This is a genomic window from Nocardioides luti, from assembly GCF_014212315.1.
GTDB classification, from domain to species: domain Bacteria; phylum Actinomycetota; class Actinomycetes; order Propionibacteriales; family Nocardioidaceae; genus Nocardioides; species Nocardioides luti.
Genome location: NZ_JACKXE010000001.1, coordinates 1930022 through 1951257, shown reverse-complemented (window position 1 = coordinate 1951257; position 21236 = coordinate 1930022). Strand labels below are relative to the sequence as shown.

The window sequence follows — 21236 nt, the reverse complement described above, 5'->3', positions numbered from 1 at the left end:
AACGACCGGCGCCGACCCTGGTGACACGAAGGACCGACTGGCCGCCACCCGACGGCCACCGATAGCCAACCCGCGACTCGACGCTGCCGGCCCACGGAGCAAAGCCATCGCGGTGGCTGCACGATTCAAGCTTGGTGAGCAGCACCATGACGTCGCCATGCGCTGATGGGCACGGCGGCGAGCCCGGAACCGCGACTCGAACGCCAGCTACTGGTGACGGCTAAGCTCGGCACCTCGTTGCTCTGTCGGACGGTTAGGGTGTGGAGCGGAAAATGGAACTTGACGCTGTCCCGGAGTCGGCGCTCGGAGGCGCGAGTCGCCTCGATGTAGCCGGCGTGCGACGCCGACAGATCGAAAGGGCCACGCGAGACTTAATCGCCGCCGAAGGCGTCGGCGCGGTGACAATCGCCAATATCGCAAAAGTCATCGGGACTTCGCGCGGTGTCGTCAACTATCACTTCGCAACCAAGGCCGACATTCTTCAGGCCGCCCTCCGCAGCGCAACAAAAGATGCGAGCGAGACGACGGACAAGATCGTGTCGGCCTCGGACGACCTGGGAAAGGTAGTCGATCTCGTCGTTAACCTGGCGTCTTCTGGCAGCGACTGGTGGACCATCTACATCGCCTTCCTGGCCGAAGCCCTTCACGACGACGGCATTGCCGAGATGATTCGCGACTCAGACGATTCGTTCCGCAGCCATCTGGACGCCTCGCTGGGGAATGACGGCCGTGGCGCCGTGGTACTCGCGTTGATGAAGGGCCTCGCGCTGCAGCGAGTGGTGGACGAACGGTTTGACGTCGGGTCTGCGTTAGGTGTCGCATCCGATCTTCTTGCGTCGTGGACTGCCAAGGATCAATAGCGCTGCGACTAGTTGGTCACTACCCTCCACGGGGGTCAACAAGAACGGCGCGACCGCCCTGGTTCGATTGGTCGAGCAATCTGGCGTTCATAGTCGGCTGGCCCCGTGTGAAGGTCTCAGCGCCAACGGCTCTCTGGATGTGCCTGCCTCCGTCCGAACTGTGCTGGGTAACCAGGAGTGTGGACGGCCACGCCCCACCTTAGAGGGAGAGGTTCGGCCAGCGGCTCGCCGAGAAGCCGACCGCCCGACGGAAGGGGGTGCGGCGTCGCGGAAGTGGGCAGCGACCTGGTGGGAAAGGCAGGGCCCGCGCCTGGACGCATCAGCTTTTAGTCCCCTCACCCATTGCGTCGGTGGGAGCGAGTGGCGTCCCTCATCCCGCACGGGTTGCGCGCGTTTGTCCGGATGAACGGCGGACCGCGCCTCGGTCGGCAATCTTGCCTCGACCGTAAATGCAGACGCCGACGGGCCGGGATCCAGTCATCCGAGTCATCCGTTTGTCCGGGACCGGCGTCACCGCGCTGCGTCTGGCGGGCACGGTCACGTCGGAACGGTCGGTACAGCCGGCCGTCGGTAGCAGGACCGCCGTCTAGCGGGCGTGTTGACCCGTGCTTGGGCTTCAGGCGCTTAGTCGCAGGAACCTGCGCTCGAGGTACAGCAGGGGGTCTGCGGGACCGTGGCTCGTCCGCACGTGGGTGATGCGGCCGACGAGAATGTCGTGTGTGAACTGCTCGAACCGCGTGTCGAGCTCGCATGCCATAGACGCTGTGACGTCTCGGAGCACTGGCATCGGCCAGCCCGGCGGGTGCTCGAGATGCTCTTCCCCGATCACCTTGCTCTGGCCGGGTTGAGACAACTGAGACGCAAGTTCCTCGGAGCCGGCAGCCAAGAAAGTGACGGTGAACTGCTTGCGTTCGCGGATGAGGCGGGCCGTGGCGTTCTGGTTGTTGACCATGGCCACCAGGGAAGGCGGCTCGTTCGAGAGCGCCGAGATCGCCGTGGCAGTCATGCCTAGGACCCGACCATCATGGTCGCGGACCCCGAGAACACCTACGGTCGCCGCGACGCGTCCGAACGCGTCCCGGAAACCCGACTGGAGCTCGGCGACCGGCATCCCGGAAAGCATGGCTTTCGTGCTGATGTCACTTGGCATGGAGGAAACCCTTCCGCCGCGGAGCGTGCAGCTCGACGGCAAACTGAGGCGTTTGCGGGACGGGCGGCACCTCGGGAAGACTTCTTGTTCCATGCCAAGGGCGCACTCGCAACTATGCGTGGTCGCGGCAGATCGCACAACCCCCGTGACCGGTTTTTATGCCAGTTGGCATGAAGTCGTTGCGCGTTCGGTGCCGGCCGACGCGAGGTTAGCCTCGTCGTCACCCGTTGCCGCTTCCGCCGTGACCTGGCACTCCCAGAGTTGCTGGCCGGGGTTAACGCTAGAGGCGGACGGCCGAGTGATGGGTGCGCGGCGAAGCTGCACGAGCGGTCGACCGAACTGCGCTGTTAGACCGAGTGCCGGAGCGAGCAGCGTGCGATCGTCGAGCAATTCGTCCCGATGAAACCGTCCCGCGGCTGGTCACGCCGGCTGCTGCAACGAGATGTGGCGTACGATCGATCGCTGGCGACTTACCGAATCGATGCGCGGACCAGCCTCCTCGAGAGCTGACCACGGGCGGCGCAGGACGCGCTGCCGCCACATCCTGCTGACTACTCCTGAACACAGCCGAACGAGGCCAGCATTCGGAGGAGGTCGGTTGTTTCGACTCACCCCAGCTCGGCGCCCTATCGGCCCGCGGGAGCACCCCCGACCGGCGTCGGCGTGAGAGCCCGACCGATGGGCGGGACCTCGTGAGCGAGGCGACAACAGATCGCTTGACATGCCGTCATGCATATTCCTATGCTGGCCAACATGCGCTCGCTTGTGGTCGCACCGCTGTGCGACCGCGTGACCCAACCACGCCCGAGAGAGGCGCTCGCATGACGGCCGCGGATACGCAGAGATTCAAAACCGGCAGTTTCGAACTGCTCCCAGCCTGCCGGTCGTCGATGCGGCCCCGGTTTCACGGGCCTGCGGACGAAACGCCAGCTGAAAGGACTGCCTGGTGACTTCCACACTGAATTCGGCGAAGGCCGACGCGGTTACGCACCCCCCGATCGATCTTCTTGAAGGCCGCTACTACGAGGAAGTGCAGATCGGTCAGCGCTTCATCGCCCCGGCGGTGACTATGACCGAGAGCATGATCACGCTCGCGTGTGGACTTTTCCAGGATATTGCCCTACTGCACCGCGATCACCGCATCGCAGCCGAGAACGGATTCCGCGGTCCGATTGCGCCGGGAGCGCTGACCATGGGCGTCTGCATCGCACCGCTTGCTCTCGTGATCGGGAAAAAGACAGCAACTCATCTCACTGACGAGATCGTGTACCGCGCCCCCGTCTACGCCGGCGACACGCTGGACATCGAGATTGAGGCAGTGCGGCGCGAAGAAAAGTCCCGCTTCGGAATCATCGAGTACGCCACACACGTAACCAATCAGGAGGGCGAGACGGTCGCGGAAATCCTGACAAAGATGGGGCACTTGTACGCCCCGAAGGGAAGTAGGCCGTGAGCAACCGCACCTGGGATGTCGTCGACACCCACGTCCACCTAAATCGGACCGCCCAAGAGGGCTGGAACGCGCGAACCATTGAAGATCGTTGGGACCGCGGGGGCGACCTGCCCGGGCTGAACCGCTACATGGACGAGGCTGGAGTCGCATCGGCTTGGATCATCAACGCTTGGCCGACCGAGGCCATGGGACAGGCCATGCGAGGGCGCGCGCCGGGGGACCTCACTGAGGACCAGAAGGCGACTTTCGAGGAGCGGATCCGAGAGAAGCAGCGGGAACGGTGCGACCGCAAGAACCGGTGGCTGACCGAGGTCAGCGCTGCACGTCCGGAGCGATTTGCTGCGCTGATCGGCGGTATCGACCCGTACTTCGGTGCCGACTGGGTCGAGGACCAGGTGGTCAAGTACCACGCCGCAGGCGCGCGAGGCGTCAAGATCATTTCAACCTGGGGACAGTACTACCCGTCCGACCCGGCCCTTGAGCGCGCGTTCGCCAAGCTCGAAGAGCTCAACATGGTGATCCTTGCGCACAGTGGTGGTCTCGATGGTCACGTCGGCCATGCGGAGCACGATGACTATGCATTCCCCACGCAGTGGCGCCCTGTCCTGGAGCGGCACCCGAAGCTGAAGATCGTCATGGCCCACCTGGGATACCTCCAGCCGCTGACTGGCTACGGCACGGAGATGCACGACCAACGCGTCCAGATGGCCCGCGACTTTGAGAACGTGTACTTCGATCTCTCTTGTGGTTTCGAGGAGGGATTCGACGAGGTTGGCGTCGAGTCTGTTCGCCAGGTTGGCGTCGACCGCTGCCTCTGGGCCTCGGACTGGCACAGCCACCGCGCGGTCCTTGGCCTCCAAGGGGTCAAGCAGTCGCTTCTCAGCGACGACGAGAAGGCAGCCATCCTCGGGGAGAACGCACGCCGCGTTCTCCCACTGTGAAAGGTTTGAGATGAGCATTACCAGCCCCTCCAGCACCCTGCACGACACCGCGGTCCGTCAGATCGCTCGATCGATGTTCTCGTTTGCCAATGGTGAGGTGTACCCGGGTCTGATCAACCCGACCTGGGGCACCTACACGAACGTTGCCGGCGAGCAGAACATGCCAGTTCACCATCGTTGGGAGGGAACCCTCTGGCCCGACATCGTCATGGTTGACACCGAGCGCGCGAACTCACCGCGGCTGATCGTCGAGGTAGAGACTGAGGAGACGATCAACGAGACGACCCTCGACCGTGTGTGGAAGCTCGACATGGACGAGTGCCCCATCTTCTACCTGTTCGTACCGGCCGGTACGGCCACGAAGGCGGCGGAACTGCTGCTCAAGTTCCGCGGCATGTGCAAGATCCCGCGTGCGCTCTACACGTACGAGTTCGACGACCTCTACAACGTGGTCGTCACTCCCGTGTAGTAGCCGGACGGGTCGCAGTCGGCGACGGCCTAGCAGATGACCATCGTTCGGACCGTCCCTCTGCGCAAGGCCACACGGCCCGCTTCCTTCGAAACGGTTCATCGAGAGCGAGTAAAGAATGACCAAGGCAGTCGCAGCAGTCCTGGATGGTCCACGCGAGTTCACCTTCCGTGACTTCGCGATTCCTAGGGTCGGGGACGACGACGCTGTCGTACGCGTCGAGGCCAGCGGACTGTGTGGAACCGACTACGAGCAGTACCTTGGCGGCCTGAGCTTCGGTGACGGCATGCCGATCATCCCCGGGCACGAGGTATTGGGACACGTCGAAGCAATCGGCGCCACCGCGGCGAAACGATGGGGCGTAGGCGTGGGCGACCGCATCACGGTAGAACCAATCATTCCGTGTGGCGTCTGTGCAGGATGCGTCGAAGGTGCTTTCACTCGCTGTCGAGCGGGTCTCGGATACGGCATGTACCAGGGGACGGGCAGACAGCCGTCGCTTTGGGGCGGGTACGCAACGCACGTGTACCTGCATTCGCGCGCACTGGTTCACAAGCTGCCGGCTGACATCCCGACCGATGTGATGACCCTGGTCAATCCACTATCGAACGCGATCCGCTGGGTGCATGAGGTGGGTGGCGCGAGCCTGGGGTCCACTGTGGTCATCGCGGGTCCAGGCCAAAGAGGCCTACTGGCTGCTGCCGCGGCGAAGAAGGCGGGGGCCGCGGAAATCATTGTTACGGGGACTTCTGCTGATCATGGGCGCCTGGAATTGGCAAGGGCCCTTGGTGCGACCGCCACGATCGACGTCGACTCCGAGGGCGCCGTTGAGCGCGTTCTTGAAATCACCAACGGGTCGATGGCCGACGTGGTGCTTGACGTTTCTGCGGGGGCGATGTCACCGATCCTGGACGGTATCCGGATGCTTCGGCGAGGCGGTCGGCTTGTCCTGGCTGGACTCAAGAGCGGGAAGATGCTCAACGACGTGCCTATCGACGACGTAGTCCTGAGCGAAATTGAACTTCGCGGTGTCGTCAGCGGTGGTTATCGATCGACCGAGCTCGCGATCGACATGCTTCGGACGGACCCGGAGGGACTCGGGGCTCTTTGCTCACACACGTTCAGGTTGGATCAGGTCACGACGGCGGTCCAGACGCTCGGCCGTGAGATCAACGACGGGACGGATGCCGTTCACATCACGTTGACATCGGAGTTGAGTTGACCGCCATCCAAGAGGTCTTTGCCTGTTCACCGGTAGTCAGCCTTGACGGCTCGCACGGCGACGTCGTCGTCAACACGTTCATGCCCATGTCGTATGTCTGAGGCGACCGCGGGATACGAACTGAACAGTCCTGTTGATCCAACCGGTTGAGCATTCCGGACGTCGACCCGCAGGGTCTCGCGTGCGCGTCAGTCAGAACGCGACGAAGAGCAGCGTGATTGCCGGGTCGTGAATGAACCCGAGCGATCGCCCTCACGCAGCTGAAGCCACCCTTGCTCCCGCTCGGCCATCGCCCTCGCAACTTGATATCTCCAGTTTCGTCGGTGCCTCTGCGGCCCGATTGCCCGAGTCCACCGATCGCGAAAGTGTGAAGGAGCACGATGAGTCAGCAGGTCAGGGCGGTCGTCGCCCGTGCGAAGGGTCAGCCGGTCGAGGTCGTCACCATCAACGTCCCGGACCCCGGTCCCGGCGAGGCGGTCGTGAAGGTGCAGGCCTGCGGGGTCTGCCACACCGACCTGCACTACCGCGAGGGCGGGATCAACGACGACTTCCCGTTCCTGCTCGGCCACGAGGCCGCGGGTGTGGTCGAGGCCGTCGGTCCCGACGTGACCGCTGTTGCCCCCGGCGACTTCGTGATCCTCAACTGGCGCGCGGTCTGCGGCGACTGCCGCGCCTGTGACCGCGGCGAGCCGTGGTACTGCTTCGCCACCCACAACGCGACCCAGAAGATGACCCTCGAGGACGGGACCGAGCTCTCGCCTGCGCTCGGCATCGGCGCCTTCGCCGAGAAGACCCTGGTGGCGGCCGGTCAGTGCACCAAGGTCGACCCGTCGGCCCGCCCGGCTGCGGTCGGCCTGCTTGGCTGCGGCGTGATGGCCGGCATCGGTGCGGCGATCAACACCGGTGCTGTGACCCGTGGCAAGTCCGTCGCGGTCATCGGCTGCGGTGGCGTTGGCGTGGCTGCGATCGCCGGCTCGGCGCTGGCCGGTGCCAGTCCGATCATCGCGGTCGACATCGACCCCAAGAAGCTCGAGCAGGCGAAGAGGATGGGCGCGACGCACACCGTCGACTCCTCGGGCACGGACCCGGTCGCCGCGATCCAGGAGCTCACCGGCGGCAACGGCGCCGACGTCGTCATCGAGGCGGTCGGTCGCCCCGAGACGTGGAAGCAGGCGTTCTACGCCCGCGACCTGGCCGGCACCGTGGTCCTGGTCGGCGTGCCCACGCCCGACATGAAGGTCCCGGACATCCCGCTGATCGACGTCTTCGGGCGCGGTGGCTCGCTGAAGTCCAGCTGGTACGGCGACTGCCTGCCCAGCCGCGACTTCCCGATGCTGGTCGACCTCTACCAGCAGGGTCGCCTCGACCTGGACGCCTTCGTCACCGAGGAGATCGGCATCGACGACATCGAGGCTGCGTTCGAGAAGATGCACCACGGCGACGTGCTCCGTTCGGTGGTGCTGTTCTCGTGACGGCCTCCCCCGGAAGTGTGCGAGTGGACCGTGCCGTCTCGAGCGGCACCTTCAGCCTCGACGGCGAGACCTTCGAGGTCGACAACAACATCTGGGTGATCGGTGACGACGCCGAGTGCGTGGTGATCGACGCCCCGCACGACGTCGCTGACATCCTGGCCGTGGTGGGGGACCGCAAGGTCAAGGCGATCATCTGCACGCACGCGCACGACGACCACGTCCGCGCGGCGCCGGCGCTGCGCGAAGAGGTGGTCGCGCCGATCATGCTGCACCCGGCCGACAAGGTGCTGTGGGAGCTCGTACATCCAGAGCACTACTGGAACGCGAGCCTTGCTGACGGACTGACGATCGAGGTCGCGGGTACGACGCTCCAGGTGCTGCACACGCCGGGCCACGCCCCGGGGGCCGTCTGTCTCTACGCGCCCGACCTCGGCTGCGTCTTCACCGGCGACACGCTCTTCAACGGTGGCCCGGGCGCGACCGGTCGGTCCTACTCGGACTCAGACCTGATCAAGGAGTCGATCCGGGCGAAGCTTTTCATCCTGCCGGACGAGACGGTCGTGCACACCGGTCACGGTGACGACACGACGATCGGTGCGGAGAAGGCTCGTCTGCTCTGACACCGAGCGTGCTGGGCGGGTAGGCACGATCCAGTGACCTCGTTCTCGCGACCGCCTTTCGCGGACCGGTGTTCGCCGGGACGGAAAAGCCGAGCAAATTGGACGGCCTAAGCCGCACGGGCCACCTCGGCACATGACCCAGCCGTGGCGTACGGGGGAGCGGCCAACGATCGGAACCTGCTTCAACAGCGGCCCCTGGATCGCCCGTCGCCACGGACGAGCCGTTGCTGGAGACGACTGATTTCTTGGCGCAACACCAGTGGGCCCTCGCAGTGATGATCCCTGATGAAGCGCGTCTGGGTTTTGAGGTCTGGGGCGCGGACCACCATTGACATGCCAGCCGACATCTTCCTATGCTGAGGTGAGTACAACGTTCACTCGGCGAGGTCCGCGAGATGTCGGTGGACTATCGCCGTCTCGTACGTCACGCGTCCGACTTGAGCACAGCCTCGCGACACGTCATGCGCCGGGAAGCAATCCACGAGATTCAGGAGAAACGTGAGCACCACAGCCGACCACGAGATCAATGACAGCATCGGCGGTACCCTCGACAACCACCAGGCTGGTGCCTCGACCGTCGTCAACCCCGCTACTGGGCGGGCCATTGCGAGCCACCCCAACGCAACCCCCGACGAAGTTGACGTCGCCGTGGGCCGCGCAGCAGAGGCAGCCCGGGCGTGGGGAAGGACGCCCCCCGGGGAACGCGCGGAGATCCTGCTGAAGATCGCAGATGCGCTTCAGCAGGAGGCCGATGACTTCGTCCAGATCGAAACAGAGAATGTCGGACGGCCGATCACCTACATGCGGGATGAGGGTGCCTGGTGGTGGGACGTCATTCGCTTCAGCGCCGGCGCGGCGCGCGTCTCGCATGCCCCGGCGGCAGGAGAGTACGGCGGCGGCAGCACTTCATGGCTGAGGCGAGAGCCGCTCGGGGTCGTGGCGCTCATCGCGCCTTGGAACTACCCCCTGCTGATGGCCATCTACAAAATCTTCCCTGCGATCGCAGCCGGGAACGCCGTTATCATCAAGCCCTCTGAGCTCACCCCGGAGACGGCCATCAAGCTGGTCGACCTGGCGAACCGCTTCCTCCCAGAGGGTGTCCTGAACCTGGTTCTCGGCGACTCTTCAACCGGAAAGGCGCTGGTCGCGCACCCGAAGGTGCGGATGGTGTCGATCACGGGCGACGTCGGCACAGGCAAGCACGTCGCCGCGTCTGCGGCCAACACGTTGAAGCGCGTCAGCCTCGAACTCGGCGGCAAGGCCCCAGTTCTGGTGTTCGCTGACAGCCCCGTGCGCCAGACTGCTCGCGACCTCGTCCTGTACGGCTACCTCAACAGCGGTCAGGACTGCTGCGCCGCCTGCCGAGTGATCGTTGAGGAGTCCATTTACGATGAGTTCGTCGAGGCGTACTGCGAAGAGGTTGCCAAGCTGAAGGTCGGCGACCCGTTCGACAACGAAACGACCGTTGGCCCCCTTATCTCGGAGAAGCAGCTCGAGCGAGTGGAGGGCTTCGTGGACCGCGCCCGCGCCGACGGGGCGAAGGTCCTTATCGGCGGTGAGCGCGTGGCGAGGGATGGGTGGTTCTACGCGCCGACGGTAATTGCCGACGCCGCGCAGGACTCGGAGATCATTCAGCGAGAGGTGTTCGGGCCCGTCGTCACAATTCAGCGGGGCCGCGGCGAAGCCGAGATGTTGGAGATGGCAAACGACACTGAGTACGGACTGTCCGCCAGCGTCTGGACTCAGGATCTGGCCCGCGTGATGCGGCTGACTCGGGACCTCGACTTCGGCACGGTGTGGGCGAATCAGCACCTCAACGTCGCCTCCGAGATGCCGTTCGGCGGATTCCGCGGCTCCGGGTACGGCAAGGAACTGTCAGCCCACGGGATCGACGAGTACTCCCAGTTCAAGCACGTAATGGTGCAGCCGGACCTCCTGCCCTAACGACTACCGCCGCCAAACGAACTCATGAATCGCGTTCGGAGCAATGATCGCCGCTACTGAATGCGATGGGTCCAGCCGATTGGAAACGACATGAACGAACAAGCTCCCTCGGACCAGTCCTGGTTCACGCTGCTTGACCGTGAGTACTACTTCTCGGAGGAAGTATTCGAGCGGGAAGCTCAGGCGATCTTCCTGCGCCAGTGGCACTACGTCGCCCACGTATCGGAAGTTGCGGCGGCCGGGGACTTCGTTGTCGTCGACCTCCTCGGCGAGAGCGTAATCATCTCTCGCGGGCGCGATGGCTCCATCAACGCCCTACTGAACAGTTGTCGTCACCGGGGCTTCCCGGTCTGTCGCGAGAAGGCGGGCAACGCCAGACTGCTTGTCTGCGGGTACCACAACTGGGCGTATGGGCTCGATGGGGCGCTTCGAAAGGCGCCTTCGATCGATGATGCTGTCATCAACTACGACAACTGGGGCCTGCACCGGGTTCGGGTTGAGGTCTGGCAAGGGCTGATCTTCATCTGCCTCGGAGAGCCGAGGACTGCAGATCTCGCGGGGGAACTGGACGCTGTTGCCGCGGACATGATCCAGCTTGATCCGACACGGATGAAAAAGATTCATGAGCAGTCAGTAGACCTTGAGACCAATTGGAAGGTCATGCGTGAGAACTTCCAAGAGTGCTACCACTGCGCCGGCAATCACCCAGAACTCTCACTGAGTCTCGATGTTGAGGCCACCTACCACAACACAGGAGACGTTCAGCGCAAGGCTGAGTTCTACGGCGGCGGAAGTCAGCCACGCCCCGGTATGCGCAGTATCTCCATGGACGGAGAGGCGAAGTGCTCGAAGTATCTCGGCGCCTTCGGTGAACCCGGAGCCGAAATCCCGGAGCAGTTTCACGCTGGCTTCGCCATCCATCCCCTGTTTTCCCGAGGGCTCTTCAGCGTCGACTATGGCGTGATCTTCACGATGAATCCAATCTCGCCGGGCAAGGTCCGCTGGACCAGTCGATGGTTCGTTCACGAGGACGCTGTGGAGGGTACTGACTATGACCGCGACGAGGTCACCAAGCTCTGGCGGGTGAGCGTGGAGGAGGACATCGACCTGGTGACGCGTTCATACGAGGGCATGAACTCGCGGCGATATGTGCCGGGGCCCCTGAGTGCCTCGCGCGAGCCGACACTGCGGGTGAGTCAGGCCCTGTACCTGGACATGATGGATGAAGTCTAGAAGTGGCGGGCGCGAGACTGGGAGGTGCGCGTCTTGAGTCATAGGATCGCCCTTACCTTCGAAGAGGACGCGACCTTCTTTATCGATTGCAACGACGGAGAGTCGTTGGTCGACGCTGGAGACAGGGCTGGGGTTCGCATCCCGACAGACTGTCGGGACGGAGTTTGCGGCACCTGCCGGTCGCTCTGCGAGAGCGGGACCTACACGATGTCGGACGACTACCTGGAAGAGGCGCTGACCGACGAAGAAGCCGCGGAAGGCTTCATCCTCGCCTGTCAGACCACGCCCCTCAGCGACATGGTGGTCCGCGTGCCCGTCGCGTCCACGGTCGCTGGACTGTCGAAGCGGGCCGTGCCTGGCTCTATCCAGCAGGTGAATATCCTGAGCTCGTCCACCGCTGAGGTGGTCATCGACACCGGTAGCTCATCCCCGATGCACTTCCTGCCCGGTCAGTACGCGGGTCTCGAGGCGGGAGGTCTCGACCGAGCACGGAACTATTCGTTTTCAAATCAGCCGGGTACACCTTTCATCAAGTTCCTTATCCGCCTAGTGCCCGACGGTGGAATGTCGCAGTACTTGGCGGGTTCGGCGGCGGTCGGCGATCCGGTAGACATTCACGGCCCGCAGGGCGCGTTTTACCTTCGCGACATCCAGCGGCCCCTCGTATTTGTCGCGGGCGGAACCGGCCTCGCGCCCTTCCTGGCCATGCTGGAGAGTAGGGCAGGCAGTCTGGACCATCCGCAGGTGACACTCCTTCTCGGTGTGACGAACGATGAGGACCTCGTCAAGGTAGAGGAGCTGGAGGCCTTCAAGGCGAGCCACCCGTGGTTTGACTTCCAATACCGAATTGCCAACCCGAAACAGGGCGGCCCTGCGGGACTGGTCACGGATCTCTTCTCGCCGGAACTTGCTATCGAGCAATCCGATCTGTATCTCTGCGGCCCGCCCGTCATGGTCGAGGCCGTGCACAGATACATACGTTCGGAGGGGCGCGCTCCGGTCCGAATATTTGCAGAGAAGTTTCTCGTTGAGGCAGCGCCAAGTCTCTCCGAGGCGGGCTAAGGAAAGTGCTGATCTTTTCTTGACTATTGAGCTCGACAATTTAACCCTGCTTCGTCGTCTTACGCGTCGACGTAGGGCGGCAGTGGCGACAACGCGATGAGCTTCACTTACTCGCGATTCAAAGTTGAGTACGTCACCGCGAACCACCATTCGACCGGGTCTCGGTTCCAGGATTGAATTCTCTGGCAACTCCGGCTCACCATTTATTCGTGAGGAGCACCGACGTGACGTACGACTTCATCATTGCCGGCGGAGGGGCCGCAGGCTGCGTCCTCGCTAACCGCCTCTCCGCCGATCCCAGCAACAGGGTCCTGCTGCTCGAAGCGGGGATCCCTGACTACTCCTGGGACCCTTTGCTGCACATGCCCGCGGCGATGGCGTTCCTGTTGGGGAACAAGCGGTACGACTGGTGTTACGAGTCCGAGCCCGAATCCAACCTCGCTGGTAGGCGGATCGCCCACGCGCGCGGCAAGGTTCTTGGCGGTTCAAGCGCGATTAACGGCATGATCTGGCAGCGTGGGAATCCGCTCGACTACGAACGCTGGGCCTCAGACCCCGGCATGGAGTCTTGGGACTTCGCTCATGCGCTCCCATACCTGCGTCGTCTTGAGACCTGCATCGCAGCTGATGACGACGACTCTTACCGGGGTCATTCTGGGCCGCTAATCATGGAGCGAGCTCCTGCCAAGAATCCACTGTTCGGTGCGATGCTTGAGGCGGCGACGGAGGCGGGGTACCAGATCACGTCGGACTTCAACGGCTACCGGCAGGAAGGCTTCTCTAGGTTCGACCGCAACATCACCAACGGGAAGCGCCTCTCGGCGGCGCGTGCATACGTGCACCCGGTCATGGGTCGTCCCAACCTGACGGTCGAGACGCGCGCGCGTGCAACGAAGGTCCTCATCGAGGGATCGCACGCGGTCGGCATCGAGTATGTGACCGGTCGAAAGAACCGGTCTGCTCGCGCTAGCGAGGTCATCCTGTGCGGCGGCGCGTTCAACACTCCTCAGCTGCTGCAGCTCTCCGGACTGGGCAACGCGGAGGAACTGAGCGCCGTTGGTGTTAAGCCCAAGCATCATTTGCCAGGCGTGGGCGAGAACCTTCAGGACCACCTGGAGGTGTACGTGCAGTACGCCTCGAAGCAGCCGGTGTCTCTACTCCCGGATTTCGCCATGAAGCGGCGGCCGGCTATCGGGCTGGAATGGTACCTACGACACACGGGTCCGGCTGCTACGAATCACTTCGAGGTGGGCGGCTTCGTGAGGTCCAACGACAAGGTCGAATGGCCCAATGTCATGTTCCACTTCCTGCCGCTGGCAGTTCGCGTCGACGGATCTGTGCCGGCGTCTGTCCACGCTTACCAGGTTCACGTTGGCCCGACGTTGTCGGACTCTCGGGGGACGGTCAAGCTCAAGACCGCCGACCCGCTGCAGCACGCGGCTTTGCAATTCAACTATCTCTCGAGCGAGAAGGACCGCCGCGAGTGGGTCGAAGCGGTCCACGTCGCAAGAGACATCTTGACGCAGCCTGCGTTCGAACCATTTAATGCCGGCGAGATCTCGCCCGGCCCGACAGTGGCGACGGATCAGGAAATCCTGGATTGGGTTGCGAAGGACAGCGAGACTGCTCTGCACCCCTGCGGCACGGCCAAGATGGGCACTGACGAGTTGTCCGTTGTAGATCCGTCGTCCATGAAGGTCCACGGGGTGGAGGGCCTGAGGGTCGTTGACGCCTCGGTATTCCCCTACATCACTAACGGGAACATCTATGCGCCGGTCATGATGGTCGCTGAAAGGGCAGCAGACCTCATCCTCGGAAACGAGACCCTGCGTCCGGTGGAGCTGCCCTTCTACCGCCACGAAGTAGAGGAGACCGAGGTCATTCCACCGAGCGTCTCCGGCGACAGGAGTGCATTCCCGACGGATGTCGTCGGGACGGCTTAGCGACGCGGGCTCTCCTACGATCCATGGGTGAGTGGACCGGAAGCCCAACGCCGTCGGCACGACAGAAGTCGGTGGAGCCCAGGCGGCAGCGGCGGCCCGTAGTCCTCAATCTGCTTCTGAAGCTCAACGATCGTTCGAGGTCGGCTCACGTCGGGGTGGGATCAACTGCATCAAGCACTTGTGCAGTAATGCAGGGTTGGCGCGGGCTGATCTCGGGGCCCGGCCACCTAACCTGGGACTGTCGACGCGTTCACCGCGAAGGCCCCATCGATTGATCCTGGAGCCCCGGTGATCACGCCGTTGCATGATGCTGGCGATCGAGACGGAGAAGGTCCCCCAGACCTATGTCTCGGTGCGTCGCTCGGGTTCGAACCGCGCCTCGTCACTGCTGTTTCGCGTGGTGGAGCCGCACCTGGCCAGGTGCATGCGGGCCACAGCAGTTCGAAGGCCGGGGGCGTTCGCTAGTGCTAGTTGCTCCCGCCCCGAGGGTCTTGCTGGACTGCGCGGGCACCCGCGTGCGCTGAGTACGACAGCGGCGAACCTGGCGGGATCCGTGTGCCGCTCAGGGCCGTGCCTTGTCCGGGCCGGAACGGTTAACGGTCGATCTGGGACGGCCACTGCGCGCCGGGCGCACCTGGGCCCGGTGATCGCAATCGGCACGGCAGCGTTCGCCCCGGCCGTCCGCACGACTGTCCGAACCTCATGCGTTGCCAGATCTCGAGATGCCGACCGACGAGCTCTCGACTGGCGGCCTCTCGACTCTCGCTCCGGCGCCTCTGAGGCGGCACTTCTCAGACCTCGTGCCCGTGAAGAGTGGGCGCCGGTCGCGACCAGCGCCCCCATGACTGCAGTTGGCCATCGTCGGTGGTCGCCTCGCTCGAAGCACGTGGGAGTTCGACGTCGTTCGTAAGGGGTGCGGCTCGGGCGGAGGCGAGGCCACTCGTCGGGTCACAGCTGCCCTGTTGACGGAATCACGAGGTCGGCGATGCGGTTTGGGGATTTACACGCGGAACTCTTGACGTGCCAGCCAGCATGAGCACATGCTACCCAGCATGTTGATTCAAGTCTCGTTCACCGAGCGGCAACGGATCGGCACAACTGTCAATTCCTCGTTATTCGCCGCTAGCGAAGCGACCAGTTGAAGGGACCTCAAGTGACGAGGCTCAACACCATCAGGATTGCCGCAGCCCGCGGCCTGTCGTTCCTCCAGTGCGATCGCAGCGTTCGCCAATGAGCGCGACGGCTAGCCCCGTGGAGCAGGGGCGCCACGAACTCGACGACTCGACGAGACTCCGCGGACGTATGGGCGTCCTAGAAGTCATCTTCACGGTCTGGGCTTACAACGGCCCCATGTTCGTGTTCATCGGTTTCCTCCCGGCATGCGTGCTTCTGGGTAACGGCGTCGGCACCCCGGTGGCCTTCCTCGCCGGAGGCCTCGTGGTCGCGTTGCTTGCTGTCGGTCTGATCAAGATGAGCGACAGGCTCGACAAGCCGGGCGGCTTCTACGCAATGATCACAGCGGGGCTCGGCAAGACAGTCGGACTAGCAGCTGGATTCACAGCACTGACGACGTACTTCCTGGCCCTCATCGCTGCCTACGCTCTTGGCGGCATCGCTCTGGCAACTGTCATCACCGGCGTTTTCGATGGCCCGGACATCGCGTGGCAGGTGTTCGCCTTCGTGATGTTGGTCTTCGGTTCAATCCTCGGCTACTTCAACATCAACGTCTCTGCGAAGGTCCTGACATACTTCCTCGCGGCCGAACTGCTCCTCATCCTCACCTATGACATCTCAGTCCTCGCCCAGGGCGGAGCGAACGGCATCGGATTCGACTCCTTCACAGGTGACCAGATCTCCTCCGGCTCCCTTCCCATCGCCTTCTTGTTCGCCATCGGACTCTTCGGCGGCTTCGAGGCCACGGTGATCTTCCGCGACGAGGTGCGCAATCCAAAGCGGACGATCCCGACCGCCACTTACGGCGTGATCACCCTTATGGTCGTCCTCTATACGCTCACGGCGTGGTGCTTCATCAACGCCTACGGCGCTGACGTCATCATGGACGTGGTCACTAACGATCCTGCCGGGGCCTCGTCCGCATCCGTCAGGGACTACGTCGGTACGTTCGCGTACGACATCGCGACGATCCTGTTGTTCACCAGCGCATTGGCGCTCGTCCTGGCCGCCCACAACATCACGTCCCGCTACCTGTTCAATCTCGGGGCGGACCGCATCTTTCCCCGCAAACTTGGTGAGGCGCACCCTAGGTACGTGTCGCCGCATCGAGCATCGATTGTCGTGAGTATCGCAACCCTCGGCGTCCTGGTGTTCTTCGTGGTTGCTGATCCGGATCCAGGGACGCTATACGCCCGACTGGCCGGCCTGTTCAGTTACGCGCTGGTCATGCTCCTGACCATCGTTGCGCTCGCCATTGTGGTGTTCCTCCTGCGCGACCGCGCGCATGGGCAAGCTACTGCGGCGGTGTGCGCAACATCCATCGCCCTGGTCGCGCTCTTCGTGACCTTCGTGCTCGCTACCAAGAACTTCACCGTCCTCACCGGTGCGACCGGCACGCCGAAGGCCGTGCTGCTTGGGGTGATCTTTGGCGTAACCCTCCTGGGGCTGGTTTGGGCCATCATCCTCAAGTGCACGCGGCCGGAGGTGTACGCGCGAATCGGTCGCGAGTGAGACCGGCCAGGAAGTGCCGGCCGCGACCAAGCGGAATCGGGAGCACTCTGCGCGGGAGCCTTCCTATGCCGGTGCGCTGATCCGGCATCTCAAGCGGCGCCCGGGCTCTCGCACTGCGGGCGCCGCTCGTTTGGGTCTGCTGCACGAACTGGTGACAGTTTCGGTTAGGCCACTTGGGTGGCGGTTGTCGTCATGATCAACTCGTACTCGATCGGGGCCAATCGTCCGAGGCCGGCCTGTCTCCGGCAGGTAGTAGGTCCCGCTCGATCCATCTGACGATCGCGATCCGTAGCTCCTCCCGGGTGGTCCAGGTGCGGCGGTCGAGAACGGCCTTTCTGCAGCAGCGAGAAGAACGACTCCATGGCGTGCGCAGCGCCGCCCGACCGGATGGCGGGGTTGATCGTCGAGAACCATCCTTCTGGCCCGCGGGGAGAGGACGCTCGGTCACGATGGCACGCGGACGACCTCGATGAGCATCACGCAGTCGCTTGTCTGCGGTGTCGATCTAGGGCAGGAACCCGCTGAGGAGCTTGTGGCGCTCGGCGCTCGCCGAGCTGAGCCCGACGATTTGGACAGCCTTTCCTCGACGTTGGTACTTCGTGGTGATGGCGTCTAGGGACGCGACAGTCGAGGCATCCCAGATATGCGATGCAGACAAGTCGATGACAACCTGATCGGGGTCGCCGGCGTAGTCAAAGTGGGTGTACAGCTCGTTGCTCGACGCGAAGAACAGCTCTCCGGTAACTCGGTAGATCGCCGTGACGTTGCCATCCCGGTTACGAGCAAGTTGGCGGTGGATCTGGGTGAAATGTGCGACTCGTCGCGCGAACAGCGTCATGGCAGTCAAGACGCCGACACCAACTCCGATCGCCAGATTGTGACTGATCACAGTCACGACAACTGTCGTCATCATGACGATCGTCTCCGATGCCGGCATCCGTCGCAGAGTGGCTGGCTGGATTGAGTGCCAATCGAATGTTCCTACCGAGACCATGATCATGACTGCGACCAGCGCCGCCATGGGAATTAGAGCGACCAGGTCGCCGAAGCCGACCACCAGAACGAGTAGCAGCAAACCCGCGAAAAAGGTGGAAAGTCGCGTGCGCGCTCCCGACACCTTCACGTTGATCATCGTCTGTCCGATCATCGCGCAGCCGCCCATCCCGCCGAAGAGGCCGGTGACAAGATTCGCTACTCCCTGGCCCCAGGCCTCGCGTGTCTTGTTGGAGCGCGAGTCGGTGATGTCGTCGACGAGCTTGGCCGTCAGCAATGATTCGAGGAGTCCGACCGCTGCCATCGCGAGCGCGTACGGGGCAATCGTTTCCAACGTGTCAAGAGAGAATGGCACGTCGGGCACAAACCACCTCGGCAGGCTGTGCGGCAGTTTGCCCTCGTCGCCCACGTTCGGGACCGATAGATCGCCGAGCAGCGTGAACGTGGTCAGCGCCGCGATTGCCACGAGTGGCGCAGGCACTGCGCGGGACACCCGCGGAAAGCCTACGATCAGGCCGATGCCGATGGCCGTCAGGGCATAGACAGTCCAAGGGACGTCGACGAGGTGATCAACTTGCGTTTCAAGGATGAGGATCGCGAGAGCATTGACGAAGCCGACCATGACCGATCGCGGTATGAACCGCATCAAGCGTGCTACCCCAAGCAGCGCCAGCGTGACCTGGACGAGTCCGCCGAGCAGCACGGTCGCAATTAGGTAGTCGTAGCCGTGGTCGCGCATTACCGGTGCGATTACGAGGGCGACGGCGCCGGTAGCTGCCGAAATCATCGCGGGTCGGCCGCCGAGGAACGAGATAGCGACAGCCATGGTGAACGACGCGAATAGCCCAACTTGAGGGTCGACTCCAGCGATGATTGAAAACGAGATTGCCTCGGGAATCAGGGCGAGAGCAACAACCAATCCGGCCAGTAGCTCGGTGCGTAACAGCTTCGGTGAGCGAAGAGCGCCACGGACCGACGGCACGTCCGTCTGCTGCGTCAACTCTCTCGTGCGGTTCGGCAACGCGATCTTCTCCGTGCGAGGGTGGCAACTTGGCACGCGCGGGGGCTCAACACCATGCAGCTGTCGCCGTAACGCCGTCGAGCGAGGCAGCGCGCGACGAGCGGACCGATGGCACACCGCCGAGCTTCAACCTCGGCGCCGGCGAGCCCTGTCGTGCCATCGAGCACGTTTCTATGCTAGTCGGCACACGCCAGCACGGCAAGTTGCCGGTGTCTCCTCTCAGCCACTTGCAGGGGGATGTCGATCACTGCCCTTCGCTTCTTCAAAGAGGTGCTGTTGCGAGGGTCAGGCTCTGAGCGGCGGGCTGCGAGTGCTCCAGATCGTCGGCCTTTGAATCTGGGCTGCCAAGGGCGGATTCGGTCCGAGTGCAGTTCTGTCGATTGATCAGCAAGCCTGGCATTCCTTCGGCGCCGCCTTCGCGAGGGTGAACCCGTGGACGGGCGAGATCCGGGCGCCGCGGGTGCTGGGCGTCCACTCCGTAGGTCGCGTCCTCAACCCGACCACGACCCGCTCCCAGTTCATCGAGCCGCTGGGTGGACGATTGACCTGAAGAACTCGGCCGACGCCGAGGTAGCCGTGCACTCTATTTGTTGACGGTGGGCCTGCCTGGGTGCCAGGCGGCATCGCACTCGGGACACCTCGAAAGCGGTGGAAGACTCGCGGGTTCGCCGGAAGTCAGCCGCGAATGTAGATGCCGAGAGGTTGGGTGGGTCAACTGCCGAGAGGGCCGACGTGCCCGTGTCGGCGCAGGGACACTCGGAGACCGTGCTCAACACGACGACCCATCCGGTGGAGTGGCGACAAAGGGATCGCGACAGGACAAGTTGGCCGAATGACAGCCCCGCCGTGGGCTGAGCGCGCCAGCCGGATCGTGGGGTCTGTCGAACGTCACGGGTTCGCGGTGAGGTCAACCGAGCCTCATGTACTTGCGAAGGCGCCTCACGGTTTCGTCGGCCGTCGCTTGCATGACCTCCTTGTCGGCGCCGGCGCGGACCAGTAGTTGTGCTGCTTCCTCGTCCCATTGATTGAAGAATGGGAGGGCCTGCCAGCGGCCGAGTGAGCGGCCTGCCGCAATGCCGAGTTCTGCTGGGTCTGTGCTGATCTGGGCTACTCGAAGTAGGGCGTCCTCGCGGGCTGTCTTGTCCGCGACTAATTGGCGAGCCGTGCGCATCAGGTTCGCCACGGTTGCATCTCGTCGAAATGCCATCAGCGCAAATTCCAACGAGTTGGATCCTGTGGGGGATCGCGCCTAAGAGTGAGCAGCTCTGCCGATCGCGTCCGGACATTGCGGCCAGCCCATCGAGCCCCAATAACCGGCGCGACAGAACCGTTGAGCATCTGAGTCGGTGCGACCACCTGCGATCACACCTCAACCACGTTTGCCGTGACCGTCGCTACGCGCAGACGTTCGATGTCTTGGACTGCGGCCCCACGAGTGAGGTATCCACCGTTCTGCGCCAGAATCTCGCCGTCCCAATTGCGCAGTATCCAACGATGGGTTCCGGCAAAGCGGGACACCTCGAAGACCGCAACAAGCCCTGCCGTCATTGGGTGCTTCCGTCGGCGCTGCGCCAAGACGCCAGTGCGAACTCGTCGGGCAGGTCGGCCATGACAGTGAGGGCGGGTTGGTCTACTGCGCCCAGCACGCGGTTAGCGCCAAGGTCGAGCAGTTCTGTTCCGACTGCCGTAAGCACTCGGTTCAAGACCGCCGAATGGACCTCAGGCGGCATGGTCAACGCGCGAACGGTCCTCACCATCTCCCACTCTCAACGGCACGGCAGGCTTGAGTCAGTCCGGGCCGTGACCCCCGTGCGGTACACCCGCCAAGTCACGGCCCGCATCTGGCCCACGAATGGAAGGAAAACGCTGGCCAGATTGACTGCCGTCGACGACCCCATCGGGCTTCGGGAGCCGCGATGAAGCCGCCGACGTGCATCGCAGGTTATGGCCGCCGAACCGGCGTCCCGCTAGTGACTGACGGGTAGGAGACCTACGTCATAGCGGCACGAGCCGTCCGGTAGAACAAGTTCATCCGGCAGACGCATAGACCCACCGTCGATCCCACCTCTGCGAACTCTCAACAATGAAGATATAGGTGGCTCGGGTCCGAAGGTTCGCGCCAAGCCCCGCTGGCGCCCAGACCAATATTTGAGATGGAACGCCGTGGC

At 63.4% G+C, this 21236-nt stretch carries 16 protein-coding genes and 1 pseudogene; 12 read left to right on the top strand and 5 right to left on the bottom strand.

Annotation, left to right across the window (positions count from 1 at the left end; translation table 11 throughout):
• Positions 1-272 precede the first annotated feature (272 nt).
• Positions 273-860, top strand: coding sequence for a TetR/AcrR family transcriptional regulator (locus H5V45_RS09370; protein WP_185252680.1), 588 nt, complete (start codon positions 273-275; stop codon positions 858-860).
• A 616-nt stretch (positions 861-1476) separates the two neighbouring features.
• Here the strand turns inward: H5V45_RS09370 and H5V45_RS09365 are convergent.
• On the bottom strand, positions 1477-2010 hold the full coding sequence (locus H5V45_RS09365) for a flavin reductase family protein (RefSeq protein ID WP_185252679.1): 534 nt from the start codon (positions 2008-2010) through the stop codon (positions 1477-1479).
• 946 nt (positions 2011-2956) lie between these two features.
• On the opposite strand from H5V45_RS09365, the gene H5V45_RS09360 reads away from it, so the two are divergent.
• The 11 genes from H5V45_RS09360 to H5V45_RS09310 all read left to right on the top strand — a co-directional run bounded on the left by H5V45_RS09360 (position 2957) and on the right by H5V45_RS09310 (position 17054).
• Positions 2957-3463 carry a MaoC/PaaZ C-terminal domain-containing protein gene (locus tag H5V45_RS09360; protein WP_185252678.1) on the top strand — a complete coding sequence of 169 codons (507 nt, stop codon included), beginning with the start codon at positions 2957-2959 and terminating at the stop codon, positions 3461-3463.
• Positions 3460-4404 (top strand): amidohydrolase family protein, encoded by a 945-nt coding sequence (locus H5V45_RS09355; protein ID WP_185252677.1) that lies wholly within the window; start codon positions 3460-3462, stop codon positions 4402-4404. The genes H5V45_RS09360 and H5V45_RS09355 overlap by 4 nt, the downstream gene beginning before the upstream one ends.
• 10 nt (positions 4405-4414) lie before the next feature.
• On the top strand, positions 4415-4873 hold the full coding sequence (locus tag H5V45_RS09350) for a hypothetical protein (RefSeq protein WP_185252676.1): 459 nt from the start codon (positions 4415-4417) through the stop codon (positions 4871-4873).
• Positions 4874-4991: 118 nt separating this feature from the next.
• Complete coding sequence (locus tag H5V45_RS09345; protein ID WP_185252675.1) at positions 4992-6095, top strand: zinc-dependent alcohol dehydrogenase; 1104 nt, start codon at positions 4992-4994, stop codon at positions 6093-6095.
• A gap of 380 nt (positions 6096-6475) precedes the next feature.
• The gene (locus tag H5V45_RS09340; RefSeq protein ID WP_185252674.1) at positions 6476-7567 is read left to right on the top strand and encodes an S-(hydroxymethyl)mycothiol dehydrogenase; all 1092 of its coding nucleotides are present in this window, start codon (positions 6476-6478) and stop codon (positions 7565-7567) included.
• A 17-nt stretch (positions 7568-7584) separates the two neighbouring features.
• Positions 7585-8187, top strand: coding sequence for an MBL fold metallo-hydrolase (locus H5V45_RS09335; protein ID WP_185252673.1), 603 nt, complete (start codon positions 7585-7587; stop codon positions 8185-8187).
• A gap of 498 nt (positions 8188-8685) precedes the next feature.
• On the top strand, positions 8686-10131 hold the full coding sequence (locus tag H5V45_RS09330) for an aminobutyraldehyde dehydrogenase (protein WP_343061492.1): 1446 nt from the start codon (positions 8686-8688) through the stop codon (positions 10129-10131).
• A gap of 90 nt (positions 10132-10221) precedes the next feature.
• Entirely contained in the window at positions 10222-11364 is a 1143-nt protein-coding gene (locus tag H5V45_RS09325) for an aromatic ring-hydroxylating oxygenase subunit alpha (RefSeq protein ID WP_185252672.1), read from the top strand.
• A gap of 24 nt (positions 11365-11388) precedes the next feature.
• On the top strand, positions 11389-12426 hold the full coding sequence (locus tag H5V45_RS09320; RefSeq protein WP_343061491.1) for a 2Fe-2S iron-sulfur cluster-binding protein: 1038 nt from the start codon (positions 11389-11391) through the stop codon (positions 12424-12426).
• 224 nt (positions 12427-12650) lie between these two features.
• Entirely contained in the window at positions 12651-14369 is a 1719-nt protein-coding gene (betA, locus tag H5V45_RS09315; RefSeq protein WP_185252670.1) for a choline dehydrogenase, read from the top strand.
• 1350 nt (positions 14370-15719) lie between these two features.
• Positions 15720-17054 (top strand): APC family permease, encoded by a 1335-nt coding sequence (locus H5V45_RS09310; protein WP_185252669.1) that lies wholly within the window; start codon positions 15720-15722, stop codon positions 17052-17054.
• A gap of 164 nt (positions 17055-17218) precedes the next feature.
• Here H5V45_RS09310 and H5V45_RS21855 read toward each other — a convergent pair.
• The 4 genes and pseudogenes from H5V45_RS21855 to H5V45_RS22830 form a co-directional block, all read right to left on the bottom strand.
• Positions 17219-17419, bottom strand: a pseudogene (locus H5V45_RS21855) (IS3 family transposase); the annotation flags it as partial.
• Positions 17420-17559: 140 nt separating this feature from the next.
• Positions 17560-19068, bottom strand: a complete 1509-nt coding sequence (locus H5V45_RS09305; RefSeq protein WP_221633964.1) for a SulP family inorganic anion transporter — start codon at positions 19066-19068, stop codon at positions 17560-17562.
• Positions 19069-19975: 907 nt separating this feature from the next.
• A complete protein-coding gene (locus H5V45_RS09300) occupies positions 19976-20290 on the bottom strand; it encodes a hypothetical protein (RefSeq protein WP_185252668.1) in 315 nt (104 codons plus the stop codon).
• 140 nt (positions 20291-20430) lie between these two features.
• The gene (locus H5V45_RS22830) at positions 20431-20616 is read right to left on the bottom strand and encodes a YegP family protein (RefSeq protein WP_185252667.1); all 186 of its coding nucleotides are present in this window, start codon (positions 20614-20616) and stop codon (positions 20431-20433) included.
• Positions 20617-21236: the final 620 nt, after the last annotated feature.